The 22,785-nt window shown below is 64.2% G+C and carries 26 protein-coding genes and 4 tRNA genes; 17 read left to right on the forward strand and 13 right to left on the reverse strand.

The annotated features are described in order from the left end of the window. Positions 1-13: 13 nt before the first annotated feature. Positions 14-1,060 carry a DNA polymerase IV gene (gene dinB / locus DFO68_RS01750; RefSeq protein WP_133481519.1) on the reverse strand — a complete coding sequence of 349 codons (1,047 nt, stop codon included), beginning with the start codon at positions 1,058-1,060 and terminating at the stop codon, positions 14-16. A 102-nt stretch (positions 1,061-1,162) separates the two neighbouring features. Then, the gene (gene lexA, locus DFO68_RS01755; RefSeq protein WP_133481423.1) at positions 1,163-1,819 is read right to left on the reverse strand and encodes a transcriptional repressor LexA; all 657 of its coding nucleotides are present in this window, start codon (positions 1,817-1,819) and stop codon (positions 1,163-1,165) included. A 231-nt stretch (positions 1,820-2,050) separates the two neighbouring features. Here lexA and DFO68_RS01760 point away from each other — a divergent pair, with 231 nt between their 5' ends. Further along, on the forward strand, positions 2,051-2,719 hold the full coding sequence (locus DFO68_RS01760; protein WP_133481425.1) for a TetR/AcrR family transcriptional regulator: 669 nt from the start codon (positions 2,051-2,053) through the stop codon (positions 2,717-2,719). Then, positions 2,719-3,237, forward strand: coding sequence for a L,D-transpeptidase (locus DFO68_RS01765; protein ID WP_133481427.1), 519 nt, complete (start codon positions 2,719-2,721; stop codon positions 3,235-3,237). Before DFO68_RS01760 ends, DFO68_RS01765 begins: the two co-directional genes overlap by 1 nt. A gap of 89 nt (positions 3,238-3,326) precedes the next feature. On the opposite strand, the gene DFO68_RS01770 is transcribed toward DFO68_RS01765, so the two are convergent. Both DFO68_RS01770 and pilB read right to left on the reverse strand, forming a co-directional pair. After that, complete coding sequence (locus DFO68_RS01770; protein ID WP_133481429.1) at positions 3,327-4,556, reverse strand: type II secretion system F family protein; 1,230 nt, start codon at positions 4,554-4,556, stop codon at positions 3,327-3,329. A gap of 36 nt (positions 4,557-4,592) precedes the next feature. Then, on the reverse strand, positions 4,593-6,383 hold the full coding sequence (gene pilB, locus DFO68_RS01775) for a type IV-A pilus assembly ATPase PilB (RefSeq protein WP_133481431.1): 1,791 nt from the start codon (positions 6,381-6,383) through the stop codon (positions 4,593-4,595). A gap of 438 nt (positions 6,384-6,821) precedes the next feature. On the opposite strand from pilB, the gene DFO68_RS01780 reads away from it, so the two are divergent. The 4 genes from DFO68_RS01780 (at position 6,822) to DFO68_RS01795 (ending at position 8,250) form a co-directional block, all read left to right on the forward strand. Beyond that, positions 6,822-7,259 carry a prepilin-type N-terminal cleavage/methylation domain-containing protein gene (locus DFO68_RS01780; RefSeq protein WP_133481521.1) on the forward strand — a complete coding sequence of 146 codons (438 nt, stop codon included), beginning with the start codon at positions 6,822-6,824 and terminating at the stop codon, positions 7,257-7,259. A gap of 259 nt (positions 7,260-7,518) precedes the next feature. After that, complete coding sequence (gene relB / locus DFO68_RS01785) at positions 7,519-7,704, forward strand: type II toxin-antitoxin system RelB family antitoxin (protein ID WP_133481433.1); 186 nt, start codon at positions 7,519-7,521, stop codon at positions 7,702-7,704. Positions 7,705-7,814: 110 nt separating this feature from the next. Continuing rightward, on the forward strand, positions 7,815-7,991 hold the full coding sequence (locus DFO68_RS16020) for a DUF4160 domain-containing protein (RefSeq protein ID WP_432206832.1): 177 nt from the start codon (positions 7,815-7,817) through the stop codon (positions 7,989-7,991). Next, positions 7,972-8,250 carry a DUF2442 domain-containing protein gene (locus tag DFO68_RS01795; RefSeq protein ID WP_133481438.1) on the forward strand — a complete coding sequence of 93 codons (279 nt, stop codon included), beginning with the start codon at positions 7,972-7,974 and terminating at the stop codon, positions 8,248-8,250. Before DFO68_RS16020 ends, DFO68_RS01795 begins: the two co-directional genes overlap by 20 nt. Positions 8,251-8,280: 30 nt before the next feature. Here the strand turns inward: DFO68_RS01795 and DFO68_RS01800 are convergent, their stop codons facing one another. The 4 genes from DFO68_RS01800 to DFO68_RS15615 all read right to left on the reverse strand — a co-directional run bounded on the left by DFO68_RS01800 (position 8,281) and on the right by DFO68_RS15615 (position 9,699). Next, positions 8,281-8,571 (reverse strand): HigA family addiction module antitoxin, encoded by a 291-nt coding sequence (locus tag DFO68_RS01800; RefSeq protein ID WP_243726382.1) that lies wholly within the window; start codon positions 8,569-8,571, stop codon positions 8,281-8,283. A gap of 68 nt (positions 8,572-8,639) precedes the next feature. After that, the gene (locus tag DFO68_RS01805) at positions 8,640-8,918 is read right to left on the reverse strand and encodes a type II toxin-antitoxin system RelE/ParE family toxin (protein WP_133481440.1); all 279 of its coding nucleotides are present in this window, start codon (positions 8,916-8,918) and stop codon (positions 8,640-8,642) included. A 332-nt stretch (positions 8,919-9,250) separates the two neighbouring features. Beyond that, the gene (locus tag DFO68_RS01810) at positions 9,251-9,544 is read right to left on the reverse strand and encodes a CopD family protein (RefSeq protein WP_208107329.1); all 294 of its coding nucleotides are present in this window, start codon (positions 9,542-9,544) and stop codon (positions 9,251-9,253) included. Next, entirely contained in the window at positions 9,520-9,699 is a 180-nt protein-coding gene (locus DFO68_RS15615) for a hypothetical protein (protein WP_208107330.1), read from the reverse strand. Before DFO68_RS15615 ends, DFO68_RS01810 begins: the two co-directional genes overlap by 25 nt. Before the next feature lie 244 nt (positions 9,700-9,943). Here DFO68_RS15615 and DFO68_RS01815 point away from each other — a divergent pair, with 244 nt between their 5' ends. From DFO68_RS01815 to DFO68_RS01825, 3 genes are all read left to right on the forward strand, one after another. Further along, positions 9,944-10,354 (forward strand): phasin family protein, encoded by a 411-nt coding sequence (locus DFO68_RS01815; protein ID WP_133481442.1) that lies wholly within the window; start codon positions 9,944-9,946, stop codon positions 10,352-10,354. 224 nt (positions 10,355-10,578) lie between these two features. Then, a complete protein-coding gene (gene mscL, locus DFO68_RS01820) occupies positions 10,579-10,998 on the forward strand; it encodes a large conductance mechanosensitive channel protein MscL (protein WP_133481444.1) in 420 nt (139 codons plus the stop codon). 115 nt (positions 10,999-11,113) lie between these two features. Further along, positions 11,114-12,520, forward strand: coding sequence for an O-antigen ligase family protein (locus DFO68_RS01825; protein WP_243726383.1), 1,407 nt, complete (start codon positions 11,114-11,116; stop codon positions 12,518-12,520). Positions 12,521-12,560: 40 nt separating this feature from the next. Here the strand turns inward: DFO68_RS01825 and DFO68_RS01830 are convergent, their stop codons facing one another. The 3 genes from DFO68_RS01830 to DFO68_RS01840 form a co-directional block, all read right to left on the reverse strand. Next, the gene (locus tag DFO68_RS01830; RefSeq protein ID WP_133481446.1) at positions 12,561-13,646 is read right to left on the reverse strand and encodes a glycosyltransferase; all 1,086 of its coding nucleotides are present in this window, start codon (positions 13,644-13,646) and stop codon (positions 12,561-12,563) included. A 137-nt stretch (positions 13,647-13,783) separates the two neighbouring features. Then, positions 13,784-14,500 carry a lipopolysaccharide kinase InaA family protein gene (locus tag DFO68_RS01835; protein WP_133481448.1) on the reverse strand — a complete coding sequence of 239 codons (717 nt, stop codon included), beginning with the start codon at positions 14,498-14,500 and terminating at the stop codon, positions 13,784-13,786. A gap of 27 nt (positions 14,501-14,527) precedes the next feature. Then, positions 14,528-15,613, reverse strand: coding sequence for a glycosyltransferase (locus DFO68_RS01840; protein WP_133481450.1), 1,086 nt, complete (start codon positions 15,611-15,613; stop codon positions 14,528-14,530). Positions 15,614-15,894: 281 nt separating this feature from the next. On the opposite strand from DFO68_RS01840, the gene DFO68_RS01845 reads away from it, so the two are divergent. From DFO68_RS01845 to DFO68_RS01855, 3 genes are all read left to right on the forward strand, one after another. Next, a complete protein-coding gene (locus DFO68_RS01845) occupies positions 15,895-16,353 on the forward strand; it encodes a TerB family tellurite resistance protein (protein WP_133481452.1) in 459 nt (152 codons plus the stop codon). 120 nt (positions 16,354-16,473) lie between these two features. Beyond that, positions 16,474-17,832 carry a UDP-glucose dehydrogenase family protein gene (locus DFO68_RS01850; protein ID WP_133481453.1) on the forward strand — a complete coding sequence of 453 codons (1,359 nt, stop codon included), beginning with the start codon at positions 16,474-16,476 and terminating at the stop codon, positions 17,830-17,832. 43 nt (positions 17,833-17,875) lie between these two features. Continuing rightward, positions 17,876-19,117 carry an NAD(P)/FAD-dependent oxidoreductase gene (locus DFO68_RS01855; RefSeq protein WP_133481455.1) on the forward strand — a complete coding sequence of 414 codons (1,242 nt, stop codon included), beginning with the start codon at positions 17,876-17,878 and terminating at the stop codon, positions 19,115-19,117. A gap of 152 nt (positions 19,118-19,269) precedes the next feature. Here the strand turns inward: DFO68_RS01855 and DFO68_RS01860 are convergent, their stop codons facing one another. Further along, positions 19,270-19,695 (reverse strand): hypothetical protein, encoded by a 426-nt coding sequence (locus DFO68_RS01860; RefSeq protein ID WP_133481457.1) that lies wholly within the window; start codon positions 19,693-19,695, stop codon positions 19,270-19,272. A 198-nt stretch (positions 19,696-19,893) separates the two neighbouring features. Between DFO68_RS01860 and pyrC the strand changes: the two genes are divergently transcribed. Next, positions 19,894-20,937 carry a dihydroorotase gene (pyrC, locus tag DFO68_RS01865; protein ID WP_133481459.1) on the forward strand — a complete coding sequence of 348 codons (1,044 nt, stop codon included), beginning with the start codon at positions 19,894-19,896 and terminating at the stop codon, positions 20,935-20,937. 69 nt (positions 20,938-21,006) lie between these two features. Here the strand turns inward: pyrC and folD are convergent, their stop codons facing one another. Further along, positions 21,007-21,876 carry a bifunctional methylenetetrahydrofolate dehydrogenase/methenyltetrahydrofolate cyclohydrolase FolD gene (gene folD, locus DFO68_RS01870; protein ID WP_133481461.1) on the reverse strand — a complete coding sequence of 290 codons (870 nt, stop codon included), beginning with the start codon at positions 21,874-21,876 and terminating at the stop codon, positions 21,007-21,009. 193 nt (positions 21,877-22,069) lie between these two features. Between folD and DFO68_RS01875 the strand changes: the two genes are divergently transcribed. The 4 genes from DFO68_RS01875 to DFO68_RS01890 all read left to right on the forward strand — a co-directional run bounded on the left by DFO68_RS01875 (position 22,070) and on the right by DFO68_RS01890 (position 22,537). Beyond that, positions 22,070-22,146, forward strand: a tRNA-Pro gene (locus DFO68_RS01875). 68 nt (positions 22,147-22,214) lie between these two features. Next, positions 22,215-22,291 (forward strand) — tRNA-Arg (locus DFO68_RS01880). 72 nt (positions 22,292-22,363) lie between these two features. Next, positions 22,364-22,438, forward strand: a tRNA-His gene (locus tag DFO68_RS01885). Positions 22,439-22,462: 24 nt separating this feature from the next. Continuing rightward, positions 22,463-22,537: transfer RNA gene (locus DFO68_RS01890), tRNA-His, on the forward strand. Positions 22,538-22,785: the final 248 nt, after the last annotated feature.

The raw sequence follows: 22,785 nt of genomic DNA on the forward strand, positions 1-22,785 counted from the left end.
GGCCAAGCGGCGCTTACAGCGGCAACGTCAGCTGTTGCCTTGCTTCCTCGGGTACCAGGCGCACGCCGACGCCGAGCAGGCGCACCGGGCGGCGGGCGCGGGCCCAGGCCTGTTCCAGCAGGCGGCTGTAGCTCTCGGCATCGGGGCGGAGGCCGCGGCTTTCCAGGGTGGTGAGGCTGAAGTCATCGAAGCGCACCTTGACGAAGAGCCCGGCCATCGGAGGGTGGCCGTGGCGCTCCAGGCGGCCCTGGAGTTTCTCGCACAGCGGGGCGAGGGCGGTGCTGGCGGTGGCAAGGTCGGGGAGGTCGTGGTCGAAGGTGGTCTCCACGCTTACCGACTTGCGCTCGCGCTCGGTGCGCACCGAGCGCTCGTCGATACCGCGGGAGAGCTCATAGAGCCGGCGCCCGAACTTGCCGAAGTCGTCTAGCAGGCGCTCGATGGGCAGTTCACGCAGCTCGGCGCAGGTGCGGATGCCCAGGGCGTCGAGCCTGGCACCGGTGGCCGGCCCCACGCCATGCAGCTTGTTGACCGGCAGCTTGCGCACGAAGGCGTCGACCTGCGCCGGCGGGATCACCGTCAGGCCGTCGGGCTTGTCCCAGTCGCTGGCGATCTTGGCCAAAAACTTGGAGGGGGCCGCACCCACCGAGACAGTGATACCCGTGCGCCGGTAGCACTCCTGCTTGAGCCAGCGGGCCATCCAGGTGGCGCTGCCGCGAAAGCCCTCGACCTCGCTGACGTCGAGGAAGGCCTCGTCCAGCGACAGCGGCTCGACCAGTGGGGTGAGCTCGTAAAACACCGCCTGGATCTGCCGCGATACCTCACGGTACTTCTCGAACTGGCCGCGCATCAGCGTTAAATGCGGGCAGAGACGCAGCGCCCGGGCGGTAGGCATCGCCGAGTGGATGCCGAAGGTGCGGGCGGGATAGTTACAGGTGGCGATCACCCCGCGCTGCTCCCGCGAGCCGCCGATGGCCAGCGGAATATCGCGCAGGGCGGGGTTGTCGCGCATCTCCACGGCGGCGAAGAAGCAGTCGCAGTCGGCGTGGAGGATCTTGCGGATTTGACTCATACGATCAGGAAGGCACCCGAAGCTGTAGGAGCGGTAAGCGACAGCGCACCGGGCAGGCCTCGCCGAATTCGCCTACGGCTTTTCCGACCTCTCCTAGCCTAGCGCCTGGCCGCTGCCGCCGCGGATCACCCCCACGCCGATGCCCTCGATCTCCAGCGGTTGGTGGCGCAAGTCGACCTCGATGGGCGCGAAGTCGGGGTTCTCAGCCTCCAGGGTGACTACATGGCCCTGCCGGCGGAAGCGCTTGACGGTGACTTCGTCTTCCAGGCGCGCCACCACGATCTGGCCGTCGCGGATGCGCTCGGTGCGGTGTACCGCCAGCAGGTCGCCTTCGAGGATGCCGGCATCCTTCATGGAGAGGCCACGCACCCGCAGCAAGTAGTCGGCGCGTGGGGAGAAGTATTCCGGGGGCAGCGGGCAGTAGCGGTCGATGTGCTCGGTGGCGAGTATCGGGTTGCCGGCGGCCACCTCGCCGATGATCGGCAGGCCTTGCGGGCTTTCTTCAAGCCCCTCGGCGTTGGCGGCCTCCGGCTCCTGGGCGGGCAGGCGGATACCTCGCGAGGTGCCGCGGATCACCTTGATCGCCCCCTTGCGCTCCAGGGCGCGCAGGTGCTCCTCGGCGGCATTGGCGGACTTGAAGCCCAGGGCCCGGGCGATCTCCGCCCGGGTCGGCGGGTAGCCCAGCTCGTTCATGGTCTTGACGATGAAATCGAGCACGTTCTGTTGCCGGGCCGTGAGTGAGCGACTCATGAAGCCTCCAGGGTCGAAAACCAGGGGTGGCGAGCGCCTCGCCACACGTATGGTCAAGTATACAGCATGTTTTTCTGTCCAGTAAAAGTACCAAGCGGCCAAGCAGCCAACGGTCGCTGTAAAAACCCGTTTCAAACACTCGGCCTTGTGTGCCATTGAGCTGCGAGCTTGGCCATCATAGACTTGGAGAACATTGAAACAGTTGTTTCCTACCATGTGGAGCCATCGGTCATGGCCCAGCAGTCCGATACCGTCACGCGTATCCTCGATACCGCCGAGGTGCTGTTCGCCGAGCGCGGCTTCGCCGAGACCTCGCTGCGCACTATCACCAGCAAGGCCAGGGTCAACCTGGCGTCGGTCAACTACCATTTCGGCTCCAAGAAATCGCTGATCCAGGCGGTGTTCACGCGCTATCTCGACCCCTTCGCCGTGCGCTTCCATGCCGCGCTCGATGAACTCGAGGCGCACTACACAGGCAGCGTGATTCCGCTGGAGGTGCTGCTGGAGACCATGGCGCGCAGCGTGCTCGAGGTGCCGGCGGAGCGTGACAGCCTCAAGGTGTTCATGCGCTTGCTGGGGCTCGCCTACAGCCAGGCCCAGGGCCACCTGCGCCGCTACATCCAGGCGCAGTACGGCAGCGTCTTCAGCCGCTTCACCGAGCTGGTGCGCCAGGCCACGCCAGAGCTGCCCGATGCCGAGCGCTTCTGGCGGCTGCACTTCATGCTGGGCACGGTGATCTTCACGTTCTCGGGCCTGGATGCGCTGCGCGACATCGCCGAGAAAGACTACGGCGAGCACATCGGCGTGCGCGAGCTGGTACGTCGCCTGCGCCCGGTGGTGGTGGCGGGCATGAACGCGCCATTGCCCGAGCCCGCCCCGGCCCAGCGCGAGGCCGGCTAATGCGCACCCCACGGCTCACCGAACTGCCGCCGGAGGCCGGGCGGTGGCTGGAGATCGACACTGCCACTCAGCGGCTCAAGGGGTGGCGGGGGAGTGCCGTCGAGTGGCAGTGCGAGGTCTCTACGGCCGCCAACGGCACCGGAGAGACAGAGGGCAGCGGCGCCACGCCTCTGGGCTGGCATTATGTGCGCGCCGCGATCGGCGCGGGCAACCCGCCGGGCAGCGTCTATCGGGGGCGGCGGCCCACCGGCGAGGTCTACAGCGAGGCGCTGGCCGCCGAGCATCCGGGCCGCGACTGGGTTCTCACCCGCATCCTCTGGCTGAGCGGGCTGGAGCCTGGCCGCAACCGCGGTGGCAGCGTCGATTCCCAGCGCCGCTACATTTATCTGCACGGCACCCCGCCGAGCGAACCCATGGGCGTGGCCCGCTCCCACGGCTGCATCCGCCTGCGCGACAATGACCTGCTAACACTGTTCGAGATCGCCGTGCCCGGCACGCCGGTATGGCTGCATGATTGAGGGGTAAGCCGCCAAGCCGCCAGACTTGGCGACGTTATAGAGACCTTTCATTGACGCCGTAACGGGCGCTGCGCGCATCCTGCGCGGTGCTAGACCACGCTGCCCAGTTCGAAGATCGGCAGGTACATCGAGACCACCAGGCCGCCGACCAGCACGCCCAGCACCACGATAATGAACGGCTCGAGCAGCGAGGTAAGGGTATCGACCTTGTTGTCGACCTCCTCCTCGTAGTAGTCCGCCACCCGGTTGAGCATGGCATCCAGCGAGCCGGCTTCCTCGCCGATGCCCACCATCTGCACCGCCAGCGCCGGGAACAGCTCGCTGAGGCGCATGGCGAAGTTGAGCTGCTGGCCGGTGGCCACGTCCTCGCGGATCTGGGCGATGGCGCGTTCATAGACCATGTTGCCCGCCGCCCCCTTGGCGGTCTCCAGCGCTTCTACCAGCGGCACCCCGGCGCCGAAGGTGGTGGCCAGGGTGCGTGAATAGCGTGCCACCGAGGACTTGTCGAGGATGTCGCCGATCACCGGAATGCGCAGCGACAGCGCATGCACCCGGTAGCGGAAGGCATTGGACTTCTTGATGCCCATGCGCATCAGCACGCCGAAGGCCACCGCCCCGAGCAGCCCCCACCACCAGTACTGCTGGGCGAACTCCGACATCGAGATGGTCACCCGCGTCATGGCCGGCAACTCGGCGCCGAAGCCCTGGAACAGGCTCTCGAACTGCGGCACTACCTTGATCAGCAGCAGCGCGGTGACGCCAAAGCCCACCATGATCACCGCCGCGGGATACCACAGCGCCTTCTTCACGCGGCTCTTGAGCGACTCCATCTTCTCCTTGTAGGTCGCCACCCGCTCGAGCATGCGATCCAGTGAGCCGGACTGTTCGCCGGCCGCCACCATGTTGGCGAACAAGGCGTCGAAATGCTCGGGATGCTGCTTGAGCGCCTCCGAGAAGCTGGCGCCGGCCGCTACCTCGTTCATCAGCTGCTGCACCAGCGCGCTCATCGCCGGCTTCTTGAGGCTCTCGGCGACTACCTGGAAGGCCTGCAGCACCGGCACGCCGGCACGAATCATGGTCGCCATCTGGCGGGCGAAGAGCATGATGTCGCGCGGCTTGATCTTGCCCATGCCGCCGCCGATGCCACTCTTGCGGCGAATCTGCTTGGTCATGATCTTCTGGCCGGAGAGGATCTTTTCCACCTCGGCCCTGCGGGGCGCGATGATCTCGCCGCCCACCTTGCGGCCACTGGGCCCCAGGCCGGTCCAGCGCCAGCGATACAGCTTCACCTTCTGGTGCTTGCGCGGTCGTGTTGCCATGTTCCAGTCCCCGTCCCGGCGTTATGGGCTTGGCCGCTAGTCCTTCGTTACCCGGTTGACCTCGGCCAGGCTGGTCAGCCCCTGCATCACCTTCAAGAGCCCGCTGCGGCGCAGGTCCGGGTGGCCTTCCTGGCGCGCCTGGGCATCGAAGTCGCGGGAGTTGCCGCCAGTCATGATCAGGTGGCTCATGTCGTTGCTGATCGGCACCACCTCGTAGACGCCCACGCGCCCCTTGAAGCCCTGGGTGCAGTGCTTGCAGCCCACCGGCTCGAAGATGGTCGCGCTGGCGACTTCCTCCTCGGTGAAGCCCTGCTGAAGCAGCACCTCGCGGGGGATGTCCGCCGGCTGCTTGCAACGCTTGCACAGCCGCCGCGCCAGGCGCTGGGCGATGATCAGGCTCACCGAGCTTGCGATATTGAACGGCGCCACGCCCATGTTGGCCAGCCGGCTCAGGGTCTCCGCGGCCGAGTTGGTGTGTACGGTGGAGAGCACCAGGTGGCCGGTCTGCGCGGCCTTGACGGCGATCTCGGCGGTTTCCAGATCGCGGATCTCGCCGACCATCACCACGTCCGGGTCCTGGCGCAAGAAGGCGCGCAGGGCGCTGGCGAAGTCCAGGCCGATCTTGGGCAGGACGTTGACCTGGTTGACCCCCGGCACCTTGATCTCCACCGGGTCCTCGGCGGTGCAGATGTTGCGCTCCACCTGATTGAGAATATTGATGCCGGTATACAGGGTCACCGTCTTGCCGCTGCCGGTAGGGCCGGTGACCAGGATCATGCCCTGGGGGTCGTCGAGCACCGCCTCGTACATGGCCCGCTGCTCCGGCGTGAAGCCCAGCTGCTCGATGCCCAGCTGTGCCGAGCTGGGGTCGAGGATACGCAGCACCACCTTCTCGCCATACACCGTGGGCAGCGAGTTGACGCGAAAGTCGATGGAGCGGGTGGTGGAGAGCTTGAGCTTGATGGCGCCATCCTGGGGCAGGCGACGCTCGGAGATATCCAGCCGCGCCATCACCTTGAGGCGTGCCGAGATGCGTGTGCGCATGGCGAAGGGCGGATGGGCCACGTCATGCAGGATGCCGTCGATGCGAAAGCGCACCCGGTAGCTGGTTTCGTAGGGCTCGAAGTGGATGTCCGAAGCGCCGCGATGGATGGCATCGAGCATAATCTTGTTGACGAACTTGACGATCGGCGCATCGTCGCCGGCCTCGGCCACCGCCGCCTGCTCGTCGGTGGCATCCACCACGCCCTCATCAAAGGCGAGCTGGCCCACGGCGTCATCCACGCTTCCCAGCTCGTCGAGCATGCTGCGCTCGCTGCGGGCGAGATACCCCTCCAGCACCGGGCCGAGCTGGTCGACCGGGGCCAGCACGCCCTCCAGCGCGAGGCCGGTGGCGAACTGCAGCTCGTCGAGCAAGGCCAGAGTGGAGGGGTAGGGCACCGCCACGGTAAGCCGGTGGCCATGGCGCACTAGCGGCAGCACGCGCAGCCGGCGCAGGATCTTCTCCGGGTAGTCCGCTGCCGGCGGCAGGCTCTCCAGGCGGATGGCGTCCAGGTCGAGAATCGGCAGGCCGTACTCCCAGGCGGCGGAGAGCGTGGCCTTGCGCGGCGTCACCATGCCCGCCTCGATCAGGTGCTCGAGCAGCGACATCTCCGCCTCGCGGGCTTCAGACTCGGCACGCGCCGCGGCCGCCTCGCCGAGCAGGCCATCCTTGACGAGCCGCCGGGCTAATCCATGCAGCCCGTTGCCCTCGGTGGCACCTTGCAAGGGCGAGGGCTCAGCGGATGACGAAGGTATCTCGCTGGAAGGGGGGTGAAAGTCGTTCATGGCGCCTCATGGTGTCGCGGCCAGGCCATCAGAATGGAAAGCGCATCAGGATAGCTGGGCAGAGATAGCCCGGCAGAGATAGCTCGGCAGAATCGAACTGTCAGCGTGTATCGGCTAGGCCCGATTCTAGCCCCTGAAGCCTGGCCCCGCCCAGCAGCGGACCAGGCAGATTTAACCTTTTCTCTTGCCGTGGCATCTGGCGGCCTTGCGCGATTCGGCTGCGCTTCCCCTTTCGGGCTACACTACGCTTGCGAGGGTGTAGTTCGTAATTTAATGTAACTCTTGCCGGGCGGATGCCGCCCGAAGCAAACGGTGGCCGGGCAAGGCGCACAGCCCCTGACCACCCGACATGAACCCGCACGGGCGGCGAGAAGAAGGCAAACGCCAGACGCGCCACGGCGGACCGGAGCAAGGGGCAGGGCCATGAAGAAGCAGGGCATGCAGAACTATGTGAAGACCGGGCAGGGCGGTTTTACCCTGATCGAGCTGATGATCGTGGTGGCGATTATCGGGATTTTGGCGGCCATTGCGATTCCCCAGTATCAGACGTATACAAATCGAGCTAAATTTACTGAAGTTGTAACTTCTACTGGTGTCTACAAAACCGCAATTGAAGTTGCAGTTCAAACTGGTAAAGATACTGCTACAGAACTTAATCAAGAAACCAATGGGATTCCTGCATCTACAGCAGCTTATGGCAATGTGAAAAGTGTCACAGTTCAAAATGGTGTAATTACTGCTACAGGTGCAGGTGGGGGTTTAGAGGATGTTACCTATATCCTTACTCCTGGCACCACATCTGGATCTGTAGATATTCCTGTGGAGTGGATTGTAACTGGGACATGTTTGACTACTGGTCTTTGTACCGCAAACTAGTACTAAGGCTAAGTGGCTGAGCCGATATTTTCGTGAATGCACATATAAATATCTCCTTCTACATCAGCTGGCTACGTTGGCTGTCTATTGGAATATCACTGCACAGGCACTTAGTTGGGCTAATTAGAGAGCTAATCGAGGACAGTCCCCCATTTCCCACCTGGCCCGAACCACCCAGCGGCCGGCAGCGATGCCGGCCGCTGGCGTTTTTGGCCAAGCGGCGATACATTGATCGCATGTATCACAAGAGGCGAGCATCATGCCTATCAGTCTCCGCCTGGATCCGGAAATCGAGGCACGCCTGGCCCATCTGTCCCGGGCGACAGGGCGCTCCAAGACGTTTTACCTCCGTAAGCTGATCGCGGAACATCTCGACGACCTGGAGGACGCCTATCTGGCCGAGCATGCGCTTGAGCAGCTTCGCCAGGGCGGGATCGCGTCATGACGTCCGAGGCGTTCTGGCGTGACCTGGAAGATTGAGTATCTGGCTTCAGCAGCAAAGAGTGTCAAGAAGATCGACCCTCAACACAACTCACCAGCGGCCGACCGTTGGTGGTGTCGGGGTTGATCGAGACGGTTGCCGGAGGTCAGATCGCGAAGTTCTGGTTGGACCCAGTTGAGCTACAATCGAGCAAAGGCTTGCGTGCTCATGAGATCAATCACCTTCGCAAACTGGTCGAACGGCACCAATCCTATTTCATGGAGGCATGGTATGCGCACTTTGAATCTTGAATCTGATCCGCTGGCGGTTGATGTGAGTTTCACGACCGATGCCTTCCGTATCGCCCTGGACGATGGTCGTGAGTTGTCGATACCGCTAGCCTGGTTTCCCCGCCTGCTGCACGGTACTCCTGAGCAGCGTGATCAATGGGAGCTGATCGGTCGTGGTGAGGGCTTACATTGGAAGAGCTTGGACGAAGACATCTCCGTCGCAGGCCTGCTTGCTGGACGTGGCGACCAGACGCGCCGTCATTCCTCTCGGGTTGCATGATGGCTAATCGGGGAGACCCCCATTTCCAGTTCAAGAGGCTAACTGTCGTACCTCGGGCTGTTCGCTGTGCTCGGCTTGCCAGAGGTCATAGGCGGTCTGCATCGCAAGCCAGTGTCGCGCAGTGCCGGCGCCGGCGCGCTCCAGGCGTACGGCCAGAGCCGGCGAAATGGCGGCATGCCCGTGGAGGACACGTGAAAGGGCGACCCGAGACATGCCGAGGCGACGGGCCGTCTCGGCGACCGAGATACCCAGGGCGCCCAGGACATCCTCACGTAGCATCTCGCCGGGGTGCGGCGGGTTGTGCATTCCAGTGGTGCTCATGTTCATCTCCTCTTACGGGAATCCGCACGGTAACCTCGGGGCAAGTCCTCTCACCCCCGGCCACGTGATCAGTGGTAGTCCAGGTAGTCCACCAATTCGACATCCTCTCCGGTGGACCGCCATATCACGCGCCAGTTGCCGCTCACGCTGACCGACCAGTGATCCGTGTACTGCCCCTTCAGGGAATGAAGGCGGAAACCAGGAATATCCATATCGGCGGGTCGTCTGGCTTGGTCGAGCGCGGCCAGGATGCGTCTGAGCTTGTTCACATGGTCGGGACGAAGGCCTTTCGATGACCCTTTCAAGTACAAGCCCTGAAGGCCCTTATGCTTGATCGTGAGGATCACACTGCCACGTCTCCGAGGAGTGCTTCAGATAGACTTGACTGTATCGTGATGAGGCACACTTTTCAATCGGGGACAGCCCCCCATTTCCCTCCTGACCTGAACTCACCAGCGGCCGGCAGCGATGCCGGCTGCTGGCGTTTTTGGCCAAGCGGCGAAGTATTGATCGCAAGTCGCGTAGTGACGATGGCGCTTTCGCCATGCCCGGTGCGCTGGCGCTTAGCGAGCCTACGGGGTCAAGCATCTCTCGGCGACAGATCCCCCATTGCCGCGTTTCGCAACGAGCCGGGGTAGGAGCCCCGCCGCGGGACGCAGGGCGCGCCAGGGCAGCTATTTCACACGCCCCAGCGCACCCGGAACGACAGCCCCACCACCACGAACAGCACCGAGAGTAGGGTGACGGCGAGGATATGCCAGCCCATCAGTGGCAGGGTGGCGGGCGATAGGCGCGGGATGACCCGAAAGCGAGCGTGGGCCGCCACCAGCGCGGTGAGGGCCAGCAGCGCGAGCTTGAGCTGGATCAGCTGCGCCACCGGGCCGCCCTGGGCGGAGAACCACAGCGTCAGCGAGGGCAGCTTGAGCCACGCCAGCCACAGCCCGGTGATCACCTGTACCGCCAGCGCCGGCATGCCGATGCGCTCGTAGCCCTCCTCGAACCAGTGAAGGGGGCCGCCACGTCGCGGCCCTTGAGCACCCGCGGCAGGATGGTCGCCGCCAGCACCAGGTGCCCGCCGGTCCAGACGGTGGCCCCCAACAGATGCAGCAACAGCAGCATGGCGATCATGGTGGCTCCTTTCGTCCTGTGTCACCTTCGCTGGGGGCCAGCCGCGGCTTGCCCAAGACTCAATCAATCGGCTTCGATTATAGCCGAGGGAAGGCACCGGTCTGCGCTGTTGCTGGTAGGCCAGAGGCAATTCCATGCATGGCCCTCCAAGCCATGTTGCACTGCACAAAAATGGTTGCTACCATGCATAGCATCAGGACGGGGATCTCCCGTTCAATGCCAGCCGAACCCAGGAGGTTCCATCATGACCAACGCATTCGCTTTCGATAGCAAGCAGTTCGAGTCCTTCGTCGCCCCGGCCCGCGCTTTCGCCTCGCTGTACGTCGATATGACCGAGAAACTTCTCAACGCCCAGCTCGACGCCACCAAGGCCTACAGCGATGCCAGCCTGGCGCAGCTGCGCCGCCTGGTCGAGGTCAAGGACGCTAAAGGCTTCAACGATTACCTGGCCGGTCAGCAGGACGTCGCCAAGGAGCTCACCGAGCGCCTGAAGGGCGATGCCGACAAGGTCGTGGCCCTGCAGCAGGACTTCGTCGAGCAGAGCCAGAAGCTGACCGAAGAGAGCGTCAAGCAGGCCCAGGAGAGCGCCAAGGAAGCCACCGAGAGCGCTTCCAAGGCCGTCAAGGAAGTCGCCCCGAAAGCGGCAACCAAGTAAGTCCGTCACCCCGCCTACTGGCGGGGAGTGACGCAAGCTCCAGCAGGCCGCTGATCAATGATCGGCGGCCTGCTCGTGTGCGGGCGAAAATTGGTGAAATTGGCGACGCCGACAGCCTGCATTTCCCACCTGGCCTGAATCAAACAGCGGCCGGCATCGGCGCCAGGTGCCGGTGCGAACCGGGCACATAGACAACAGGACACACAGACAGGAGAGAGCGAAAGATGCTCAAGGAGTTTAAGGAATTTGCCGTGCGCGGCAACGTGGTGGACATGGCGGTGGGCATCATCATCGGCGGGGCCTTCGGCGCCATCGTCCAGAGCTTGGTTAACGATGTGCTGATGCCGCCGATCGGGCTGCTGCTGGGCGGGGTGGACTTCTCGAATATCTTCCTGGTGCTCAAGGGCCAGGGGCCCTACGCGACCCTGGCCGAGGCCACCGCGGATGGGGCGGTGACCCTCAACATTGGGGTGTTCGTCAATAACGTGATCAGTTTTTTGATCGTGGCCTTCGCGGTCTTTTTGTTGGTTAAGGGCATCAACCGCCTGCGCCGCCAGCAAGCCGCCGCGCCCACGCCGCCTGCAGCGCCGCCGGAGGACATCTTGCTGCTGCGCGAGATCCGCGACACGCTGCGCAAGGAATAGGCGCAACAAATAAGCAGCAAGCGGCGGGATTGCCAGGGCGTGGCGTGGCGCCGCCGCTTGATGTGATTCGCTGCAAGCCCTTTGGCGAATGGCATCGACACGCCTGGGTGGTAACATGAGCGCCCTGCGCAACCCGGCCAACACGGTGGATGATATTTTGATGTGGGAGACGAATGCCTGGTTCAGGCCGGGGAGCTGGTACTCGCCGCCGTGGCTCTGGTACACCGCCTCGGCGCTGCTGCTGGTATATGGCCTTGGCGGTATTGCATATCCGCCCGTGGGGGGGGCTGCCGGTACGCTACTCGCTCTGCTCGGCCTGATGGCCGTGTTGTGGCATGGCAAGGGGCTCCGCGGTTCGGCGCCAATGTGGCTGTTGCTGTTGGCCCTGGGGGTGCAGACGCTTTCCTGGGGTCTCGGCCGTTGGCACCATCCCCAATGGGTGGCCGACAATCCCCAGCTTGACCGTCTCGCCAAGCTGTTCATCTTCATCAGTGTCGCGTGGTGGTTGGGGGGCAATACCCGCAAGACCCTGCTGCTCTGGTCGTGTGGTCTGCTGGGCTTTCTGGTGGCCTCCTTCACTCACGGGCAGGGGCTGCAGGAGTGGGTATCAGGCTTGCAGGGAACGCGAGTGGGATTCGGCATCCGTAACCTCCAGCATGGTTCCATGTTGTTCGGTGTGGCGCTGCTCGGTGTCGTCATGTTCGGCCCGCGTTTCGCTTCTTCCGGGGGGCGCTGGGTCATCTGGCGTCTCGCCGCATGGTTGGCCGTCTTGGTGTTGTGCCTGGTGGGGGTGGTCATTGGCCAGACGCGCGCCGTGTGGTTGTCGTTGCTGGCTTCCCTGCTGGTGTCCGGTGGGGTCTGGTGCGTGTGGGCCCTGGCAAAAGGACGCGCCTTGCCCCGTTTTAAGACATGCAGCATGGCGGGTGGCGTGTTGCTGCTGGTGATGGTCGCCTCGGGGTTTGCCTTTCACGATACCTTGAAGACCAGACTGCTGACCGAATCCGGGGTGATTGCCGAGCTTGCCGCCGGACACTTCGATGCTGTGCCCTATACCAGCGTGGGGATACGGATTCACAGCTGGCAGGCCGCTCTCGAATGGATTGCCGAACGCCCGCTGGTGGGTTGGGGCGGCCAGGGGCGTGGGCTGGTGATGGAGTACACCCCGTGGCTGCCGGATTTCGTCAAGGAGGAATTTGGTCACTTGCACAATTTCTTCCTGGAGGTATGGGTCGCCTATGGCCTGTTCGGCGTGTTGTTGTTCGTCGTCCTGGCGGTCTGGATCGGCCGTGGTACCTGGTTGGCCTGGCGGGCGGGAGTGATGCCCAATGATGTGGCGTTGTTCGGTACGGCCTTCTTTCTCTACTGGGTGGTGATCAATCAGTTCGAATCCTATAACTCGTTCGGCACGGGCGTTTACGTGCATAACCTGGTGGTGGGCGGGCTGGTGACGCATATCTGGCGCTGGCAGTGGGAGACCGGCCAGCGCGTCTTTCCTGCCCTGACGCCCCAGCGCCACCCGTGATGCGTCCTCTCTGGTGGTGCGCGAAAGGATCTGCCCGCCCCTATTCCATCAGTTCCCGGTAGGCGGCAGACACCGTTTGTGGCAGGTAGGGGGCAATATGCTCATGGGTGATGGCGGGCGGGTGCTCGATGATATCGCGTACTGTTCTGCCGAAGGCCTGCGTATCCTCGAGGGGGACAAGCCCCCGGGCCAGCTCGCCCACCAGGATGTCCCGTGGGCCCGAGAGGCAGTCGGTACTGACGACCGGCGTGTCGCAGGCGAGGGATTCCAGCAGCACGTTGGGAAGGCCCTCATAGTCCGAGGAGAGCAGCAGCACGCTTGCTTGGCGCATATAGGGGTAGGGGTTGTCACGCCCCCCCAGTGTCCAGACCCGATCCTGCAAGCCCAGGCGGATTACCTCCTGCTGGAGGCGTTCGTTTTCTCCGTCACCGATCACGACCAGTGGCAGGTCGATACCGCTGGCAAGATAGCCTTCCAGCAGCCGATCCAGGCGCTTCGACCGGAAGTTGAGACGCCCGACAAAGAGGCAGAAGTCGGTATCCTGAAGCTCAGGCTCGGCGATCCTTGCCTGCATGAGTCGGTGAATGTTCTCCACGTGAAGCACATTGGGAATGACCCTTGTCGCCTGGGGCTGGCTGCCGATGCGGCCGAGCGATTCCAGGTTGGTGCGTGAAAGGGCAATGATGCGCTTGTTGTCATAGAGCCGGCGGACCTTATGGCGCTTGATTCCCCTTCGCCAGCCTCGCTTGTTCGACAGCAGCTCTTGCCAGGGGTCGGAGCGCAGGCAGTACCAGGCCTGCTTCGCCAGCGTTGAACGACTGACGACCTGATGTGCCTGGTGCAGGTTCGCTACCACGAGATTGAATGGCGTCGTGTGGCTTGCCAGGAAGGCATCGAGCCGCCTGGCATGGAGCTGGTAGCGGCGTAGTTTCTCCCAGCGGCTGGCGGGCGTGAAGGCGACGACATGCCACTCGGCTCCCTCCGGGATCGGCAGTGCCACTCGCTCCGATAGCGAGATCAATGACACCCTGATATTGCTCTCCAGCAGGGCACGCGTCAGCTTGAGGACGGAACGGGGTGCTCCGCCGCTGGTCAGTTGGTCGATGACAAGGAGTACATGCGGCATGTCGAAAGGGGTCCGGGGTCTTCAGGTGGAAAAGTAACCTTAGCGTGAAGTCAGGGCTGCAGGCGACTCAATGCTTGGCATCTGTGTGGCGGCAAGGATATGGATCGCCGGATGGAGGCTTTCATCCGGTGAGGCGTTCATCCGCTGAGGCGGTCATGGTATGACGCCTGGATGCGGCGCTCGGCGAATGCCTGGTAGCGAGCGCCCCCGAGCTTGTTCACCGTCAGTGATTTCCTGAGCGCCGGCCATTGGTCGGCGCTTTTCGTTGGCAACCGGCGCACGTGGGTGTCGATCCAGACGATGTTGTTGTCCCGGTCGATCAGCAGATTATTGTAGTGCAGGTCGCGGTGCATGTAGCCGGCGTGGGCAAGCCGGGCCACCTGCCGGCAGAAGCGCTCCAGGAACGCTAGCCGGGCGGTCTCATCCAGGGCGTCGAAGACCTCACCGCCGGGCCTCGCATCCTGCATATGCTCCATCAGCAGCAGCGAGCCGTTGCGATTGCCCGGATTGAGTGATACCCCCCAGCCGTGGCAGCGGGGGGTGGCCAGGCCGGCCCGGCGCAAGATCTCAAGGCTCAAGAATTCCTTGCGAGCGTCGGACTGGCCTAGCCAGCGCTTCTCCAGGTAGTCGCGCAGCAGCCACTTGGTCGGGGTCGCGCGCCTGTCGAACTTGTCCGGTACCACCTTGGCGAGGATGCGCTGGTCTGCCGAGATATAGAAGCGGCTGCTGCCCACGGCCTCGAAGGCCGCGGTGGTGGTAGTGCTGGCCAGCGACAGTCGCTGTGGCAGGCCGTTCGGGTGGAAGACCAGGTAGCGCCGGCGGCGCTCATCGAAGGGGATATCCAGCAGCGTCACGTCATGTCCTGACTCGGTAGTTCCTGCTCACAGGGCCTCGAACTGGGGCAGCACGCTTTGCTTGAGAAACGGCCGGTAGTGGCGTTCCTCGATCTCGATGGGGGCCTGGTCCATGCGGGCGATGGCATCCGCCAGGCCCTGTTCGTCGTCGGGCGCTACCAGGAAATCGGCGAGTTCCTGGGTGAGGATCTCCCGGGGGCCGCTGGGGCAATCCACGCTGATCAGCGGGGTGTGCAGCAACAATGCCTCGATCAGCACTCGGGGCAGCCCTTCGGCGTCGGAGGTCAAAAGCATCGCCTTGGCCGCGGCGATCCAGGGATAGGGGTTGCGATGGTAGCCGGCGAAGTGGACCCGCTCCTCCAGGCCGAGCTCGGCAACCTGGCGGCGAATCGCGGCCTCGTGTTCCGGCTTGCCCTTGCCCATGATCACCAGCGGCGTGTTCACCCCACTCGCGGCGTAGGCGCGCAGCAGGCGGTCGTGGCGCTTGCGCGGCTCCAGCGCGGCCACACAGAGGAAGAACTCGCCCTGGGGCAACTCGGCCGGCTCGGCGGCCATCGCGACGAAGGGCTCGCGCTCGTAGGGGTTGTAGATGGCAAGTATCCGCTCGGCTTCGAGCCCCACCATCTGCTCAAGGTTGTCCTTCACGCCCTTCGAGACGGCGATCACCTGGCGACCGTGGTAGAAGCGGCGCACCTTGTCGAAGGCGCGCTTGCGCTTGGCCGGATCGCTGAACTTGGCCGAGACGTCGGACTTCACCCAGAAATAGAGGTTGGGATGCTGCAGATGGCGGGTGATCTTGTCACAGGAGCAGGAGATCACCACGTCTGGCCGCCAGGCCTTCAGGGCGCGGGCGATGCGAGCGGCCTGCCACTTCTCGGTGAGCACCGTGGTGGTGGCCTTGGTGAAGGGGGTGACCACACCGAGGTTCTCGATGGCAAGGCCATCGGGGATGCGATGCTCGATGCGTTCGCGCAGGGTGAAGACGATCACCTGGTGGCCACGCTGGCGCAGCTGGTCGGCGGTGTAGAGCAGCGACTTCTGGGCGCCGCCGCCGTAGAGGTCCTCGATGACGAAGGCGAAGCGCTTGTGCGAGGCCGAGGTCCTGGGGCTCATGGCGCCTTTTGGTCCCAGGTCATCAGCAGGAAAACGCGCAGCCAGGTGCGAAACAGGGCTGGGCGCGCAGTGTCAGCTCGGGGCATGGCCATGGGAACATCATCGTGTTGGGGCCGAAAGCCGGTGATTCTATCACAGCCGGACGCGCTGCCGTCATGTCGCCGCTGCGTTACACTTCAGGGCGATACGGCGCGGGCATGCCGTCACATTTACCAGAGACAGATACCCAGGGCAGGCCTTTTCGTTTGCTGAAGCGGCTGACCTCGAGCGGGGGGATCAAGATGATCGATGCGATACAGCGATTCTTCAATGCAATGAAGGCCGGTGGCGCAGAGGCCGAAGAGGCCGCGACCTCCCTGGAACTGGCCACGGCGGCATTGCTCTTCGAGGTGGCACGTGCCGACTATCGCCTCGATGACAGCGAGCTGGCGCTGCTGCGCGAACTGCTGCAGCGGCGCTTTGGCCTGGCGGAGGCGGACCTCGACGAGCTGATGCGCCTGGCCCGGGAAGAGGCGGAGACGGCGGTCGACCATTACCGTTTCGTCAGCCTGGTCAAGGAGCACTTCGATTACGACCAGCGTTGCGAGCTGGTGCGCATGATGTGGTCGTTGTCGCTGGCCGATGGCGAGCAGCACCACCTGGAGGAGCACCGTATCCGCCGCCTGGCCGAGCTGCTGCATGTCAGCCACTCTGACTTCATCCACGCGAAGCTGAAGGTACAGCAGGCTGCCGACGACTGAGCTGGCAGGGCGCCTGCTGGCCATTTCAGCCGCAAGAGGGGTTTCGTGAACAACAATTCCAGCCCGCAGGATGTGCTTCGTGAATAGAACAGCTAACCAGGACAGACAGGGAGACAGGGAATGAAGATCACCATCTTTGGAACGGGCTACGTGGGGCTGGTGACGGGCACCTGCCTGGCCGATGTGGGCCACGACGTGCTGTGTGTCGACGTGGACGCGGAGAAGATCGCGCGCCTGGAGGGTGGCGAGATTCCCATCTTCGAGCCAGGGCTTGAGCCCATGGTCAAGGCCAACGTGGACGCGGGCCGGCTACGCTTCACTACCGATGCGCAGCAGGCGGTAGCCTTCGGCACCCTGCAGTTCATCGCCGTGGGTACCCCGCCCGATGAGGACGGCAGCGCCGATCTCAAATACGTGCTGGCGGTGGCCGAGACCATCGGCACGCACATGGCGCAGTACAAGGTGATCGTCGACAAGTCCACGGTGCCGGTGGGGACCGCCGACCGGGTACGCCAGCGGGTGGCCGCGGCGCTCCAGGCCCGCGGCGAGGCGATCGACTTCGATGTCTGTTCCAACCCGGAATTCCTCAAGGAGGGGGCGGCCATCGAGGACTTCACCCACGGGGCGCGGATCATCGTGGGTACCGAGTCCGAGCGGGTCAAGGGGCTGATGCGCGAGTGCTATGCCCCTTACATTCGCCTGCACGACAAGCTGATGTTCATGGACGTGCGGGCAGCGGAGCTGACCAAGTATGCGGCCAACGCCATGCTGGCGACCAAGATCAGCTTCATGAACGAGATCGCCAACCTGGCCGAGCGGCTGGGAGCCGACGTGGAGCAGGTGCGCCGTGGCATCGGCTCGGACCCGCGTATCGGCTATCAGTTTATCTATCCGGGCTGCGGCTATGGCGGTTCCTGCTTCCCCAAGGACGTGCAGGCGCTGGCCCGCACCGCCAGCGACGTGGACTACCAGGCCGAGCTACTGATCGCGGTGGAGTGCGTGAACCGACGCCAGAAGCAGACCCTGTTCACCAAGCTGGCCCAGGCCTTCGACGGCGAACTGGCCGGCAAGACCGTCGCCCTGTGGGGCTTGGCCTTCAAGCCCAACACCGATGACATGCGCGATGCTCCCAGCCGTACCCTGATGGAGGCGCTGTGGGAGGCCGGTGCCAGGGTACAGGCCTATGACCCCGAGGCGATGAGGGAGTGCCGGCGGCTTTATGGCGAGCGCGACGACCTGCTGCTGGCGGGGGATCGCATCCAGGCGGTGAAGGGCGCCGATGCGCTGGTGATCTGCACCGAGTGGAAGGAGTTTCGTAGCGTTGACTTCGCCTGGCTGACGCAGCAGCTGGCCGCACCGGTGGTCGTCGACGGACGCAACCTCTTCGAGCCGGACGCTATCAAGGCCGCCGGGCTGCGCTACTTCGCTGTGGGGCGGGGCGACTCCCTCGCCGTCGAGCAAGATGCTTCGGTGACATAAAGAGCGAGATGCTTTGCTGACATAAAGAAAGGAGGTGGCGTCGATGAGCCATGAGATCGTGGTAATGGGGGCCGGGATGGTTGGCGTATCGGTGGCCTGGCACCTGGCGCGGCGCGGGCATGCGGTCACCCTGGTCGACCGCCGCGAGCCGGGGCGTGAGACCTCCTTCGGCAATGCCGGCATCATCCAGCGTGAGGCGGTGCAGCCCTATGCCTTCCCACGGGATCTCGCCACCATGCTGCGGGTATTGCCCAATCGCCGGGTCGATATCCGCTATCGTCCGGCGGCCATGGTGCAGTCGGCGGAGCCATTGTTGCAGTATTGGCGGAATTCCGCGCCCAAGCGCTATGCGCGCATCGTGCCCGAGTACGCCTCCTTGATCTGCCTGTCGCTGGACGCCCATGCGCCGATGGTCGAGGCCGCAGGGGCGGAGGCGCTGGTGCGTCGCCAGGGCTGGCTCGAGCTCTATCGTAGCCAGGCGGCCATGGCCTCGCGTCTGGGTGATGCCGAGGTCAACGCCGAACGCTTCGGGGTGCGCTACCGGGCGCTGGATGGTGGTGAGCTCGCGGCCCTGGAGCCTGACCTGGCCGGTGACCTGGCCGGCGCGATTCACTGGCAGCAACCCTGGACGGTAGTTGATCCCGGCGCCTTGGTGCAGGCCTATGCCCGTAGCGTCGAGGCCCTGGGAGGGCGCGTGCAGCAGGCGGAAGTGACCGGCATCGCTCGCCAAGGCGAGGGGTGGCGAGTGAGCACCGCTGCGGGCGTGCTTAAGGCTGAGCAGCTGGTGATGGCCATGGGGCCCTGGTCGCGAGACTGGATGGCCGACCTGGGGCTCGATATCCCGCTGTTCGTCAAGCGTGGCTATCACATGCATTACGCCACGAGCGGCTCGGCCAGGCTCGGGCATTGGGTGATGGATGCCGAGGTCGGTTACCTGCTGGCGCCGATGCAGGCGGGCATTCGCCTGACCACCGGCGCCGAACTTGAACGCCTCGAGGCGCCGGCGCATCTGGCGCAGCTTAACGCTGCCGAGCGGGTGGCAAGGCAGCTGTTCCCCTTGGGTGAGCGGCTGGATCCAGCACCCTGGAAGGGCGCGCGGCCCTGCACGCCGGACATGAAGCCGGTGATCGGCCCGGCGCCGGGCCAGCAAGGGCTGTGGCTGGCGCTCGGCCATGGCCACCAGGGCTTTACCCTGGGCCCGGCCACCGGCCGTCTGCTGGCGCAAATGATGGACGGCGAGCGTCCCGAGATCGACATGGCGCCGTTTAGGGCCGATCGGTTCTGAGGCTGACGCGTCGACTCGCACTGTGATTGATGGTGAGCAGAGAAAACAATCGCCTTGCACGTCGAGGCGTTGAGCCCACAGCTCCTGCAAGGGGTTTTTCCCTCGATCGCGATGAGTGACCCCATCGCCTGGTAAGCGGGCTGATGGGCGGCTTACTGCTTGGCCTGGCGCCTGCGCTGGAAGACATGCATCAACAGCTTGATCAGCAGGGTGAAGACGAACACTAGCCAGCCGGCGGTGGCCAATACATTGAACAGTAGCATCTTCTGTTCGCCGTTCATGGGGGTGATGAGGTGGTCGATGACCATGCCCAGCAGGAAGGCTAGGGTCAGCGGTAGGGCCAGGATGTGCATCCACATCTCGGTGCGCCGCTTGCGCACGTGGTAGCGACCGAGCAGTACCCGGATGGGGCGATGCACGAAGCTGATCAGGATCAGGCTGCCGACCATCAGCAGCGCAGCGAGGCTGGGCTCGATACTGCCGAGGTGCGCGGAGATACTCACCGACCAGTAGAGCACCAGCCACATGAAGCCGGCCAGGATGGCGACGATATCGGCATAGTGTCGTACCTTGGGCATCGAGTCCTCATGAGGCCGGGCAGGGGGGCGACGTGAACGCTGGCACCATGATACGGCATTGCGCGGCGCTTGAAGAGTCGCGGTCGCGGATGTACCTGGGGCTCGGGTCAATCGCGGGGTTGCGATATACTGACCGCCCCTTGGCTCATGCCTCGCGGCGATGGTGTCGCTGCAGGGGCTTTCGACACAGGACCTGCCGTGAATTCGATCACCCTGACCCGCCCGGACGACTGGCATCTCCACCTGCGCGACGGCGAGGCCATGGCGGCTGTGGTGGCCGCCAGTGCCCGCCAGATGGGCCGCGCCATCATCATGCCCAACCTCAAGCCGCCGGTGACCACCACCGAGCAGGCGCAGGCCTATCGCCAGCGGATCCTCGCGGCGCTGCCTGCCGGGGCCGATTTCGAGCCACTGATGACGCTCTATCTGACCGACACTACGCCGGTTGATGAGATCGAGCGGGCTTGCGCCAGCGGCTTGGTGCATGCAGTGAAGCTCTATCCCGCCGGGGCGACCACCCACTCGGCCTCTGGTGTCACCGACCTTAGCCATTGCGATGCGGCGATTGCCGCCATGGCACGACTGGGCCTCCCGCTGCTGGTGCATGGCGAGGTCACCGACGACGATATTGACATCTTCGACCGCGAGGCGGTGTTCATCGAGCGAATCATGAAGCCGCTGCTCGAGCGCCATCCAGAACTGAAGGTAGTCTTCGAGCACATCACCACCGCCGAGGCCGCCGATTTCGTGGCTGCGGCGCCGGCCAATGTCGCCGCCACCATCACTGCCCACCACCTGCTGTTCAACCGCAACAAGATGCTGGTGGGCGGTATCCGTCCCCATTATTACTGCCTGCCAATTCTCAAGCGCGAACGTCATCGCCAGGCGCTGCTGGCCGCGGCGACCTCAGGTAGCGCTAAGTTCTTCCTGGGCACCGATAGCGCTCCCCATGCCCGTGGCGACAAGGAGAGTGCCTGCGGCTGCGCGGGGGCCTATACCGCGCCGGCGGCCCTGGAGCTCTATGCTACGGCCTTCGAGCAGGCCGGTGCCCTCGAGCGTCTCGAGGGCTTCGCTAGCCACTTCGGCGCCGACTTCTACGGCATGGCGCGCAACACCGAGACCGTGACCCTGGTGCGCGCGCCCTGGCCGCTGCCCGAGGCGCTGCCCTATGTCGAGGGCCAGAGCATCGTTCCCCTGGCCGCCGGCGAGACGCTCGACTGGCGGTTCCAGGCACCGAGCTGATCTGATGAGGCAGCGTCAGCAAAGCCACCGGCGGAGCCGGTAGTGGTGCGCGCTTCGGAGTGGCAGGCGTCATGCATGCCGGTTCTTGGCGTCATGCATGTCGGCGGCCTGAAGGGTGTTCTCAAGCAGCGAGGCGACGGTCATGGGGCCGACCCCGCCGGGGACCGGGGTGATCCAGCTGGCGCGCTCGGCGGCGGGGGCGAAGTCGATGTCACCGATCAGCCGGCCGTCCTCCTGGCGGTTGATGCCCACGTCGATGACGATGGCGCCGGGCTTGATCCATTCGCCCTCGACCAGTTGGCGCTTGCCCACCGCGACCACCAGCAGGTCGGCACGCCGCACGTGAGCCTCGAGGTTGCGGGTGAAGCGATGGCAGACGGTGGTGGTACAGCCGGCCAGCATTAGCTCGAGTGACATGGGTCGACCGACGATGTTGGAGGCACCGACCACAGTGGCATCCAGGCCGCGGACCTGCAGGCCGGTTTCCTGCAGCAGGGTCATGATGCCCTTGGGCGTGCAGGGACGCAGCAGCGGCAGCCGCTGGGCCAGGCGTCCCAGGTTGTAGGGGTGGAAGCCATCGACGTCCTTGTGGGGGAGAATGCGCTCGAGGATCGGCCCGGTGTCGAGGTGCTCGGGTAGCGGCAGCTGGACCAGGATGCCGTCGACGTTGGGGTCGGCGTTGAGCCGGTCGATCAGTGCCTCGAGTGCCTGCTGCGCAGTGTCGGCGGGCAATTCGTGCATGAAGGAGTGGATGCCGGCCTTCTCGCAGGCCTTGCGCTTGTTGCGGACATAGACGTGGGAAGCCGGATCCTCACCCACCAGAACCACGGCCAGTCCAGGAATGCGCTCTCCGTTCTCGCGGCGCGCCTGTACCTGGCGTGCGACCTGCTGGCGAACTCGGGCGGCAATCGATTTGCCATCGATCAGTTGAGCGGTCATCGAGCTTCCTTCTGGTCGGGGATGAGATGGATGAGGCGTAATCGGGGCAGGGATTTTCGCATGCCAGGGCCCCGAGGCAAAGCGGCCGGGCGGCGGAAGCGCGGTTCTTGCTTGACCCCAGTGGAAAGTTCCGTAGAATACGCAGCGCTTGACGAGGCCCCCTGCGGCGGCGTCAGGGCCGTGCAAGAGCCGGCGGGGTGTAGCGCAGTCTGGTAGCGCGCCTGCTTTGGGAGCAGGATGTCGGGGGTTCGAATCCCTCCACCCCGACCATAACCTGTTGATTGAGAAAGATTTATTTCTCGTTGCGGGTTGCGGTCAGGCGCTCTGAGTCATACAATGCGCCCATAGCTCAACCGGATAGAGCAACGGCCTTCTAAGCCGTAGGTTGCAGGTTCGAATCCTGCTGGGCGCGCCATGTGTTGCATGGAGTTGCCAGTAGCAGTTCATGCGATCCCTTCAAGCGTTGAGCAAGACCCGTGTCGTCATGGTGGATGTAGCTCAGTGGTAGAGCCCCGGATTGTGGCTCCGGTGGTCGTGGGTTCGATCCCCATCATCCACCCCATCTCGACATGATCTCCAGGCAGTGGTGGATGTAGCTCAGTGGTAGAGCCCCGGATTGTGGCTCCGGTGGTCGTGGGTTCGATCCCCATCATCCACCCCATTGCCTTTGTCATCAGCTTCGCTTTCCCCGCGTTGATTCCGTTGTTGCCGCCTGCCGTTCATGGCGAGCGCCGTCATGCTTTTGGCCACTCGGCGAGCCCTTTTCTGCCCCTCGGTGACCCTCCTCGGCAGCGCCGAAAAACCCTCGCGCGCCCCTTGTAATGTGTCGTCAGGCCCCCATCTGTTCAGGCATGGTGCTTGCCAGTATCGGGCGGGATTCTTAGAATCATCCCTTTGACCCTTTCACGC

It is taken from the genome of Halomonas ventosae (assembly GCF_004361885.1).
GTDB classification, from domain to species: domain Bacteria; phylum Pseudomonadota; class Gammaproteobacteria; order Pseudomonadales; family Halomonadaceae; genus Halomonas; species Halomonas ventosae_C.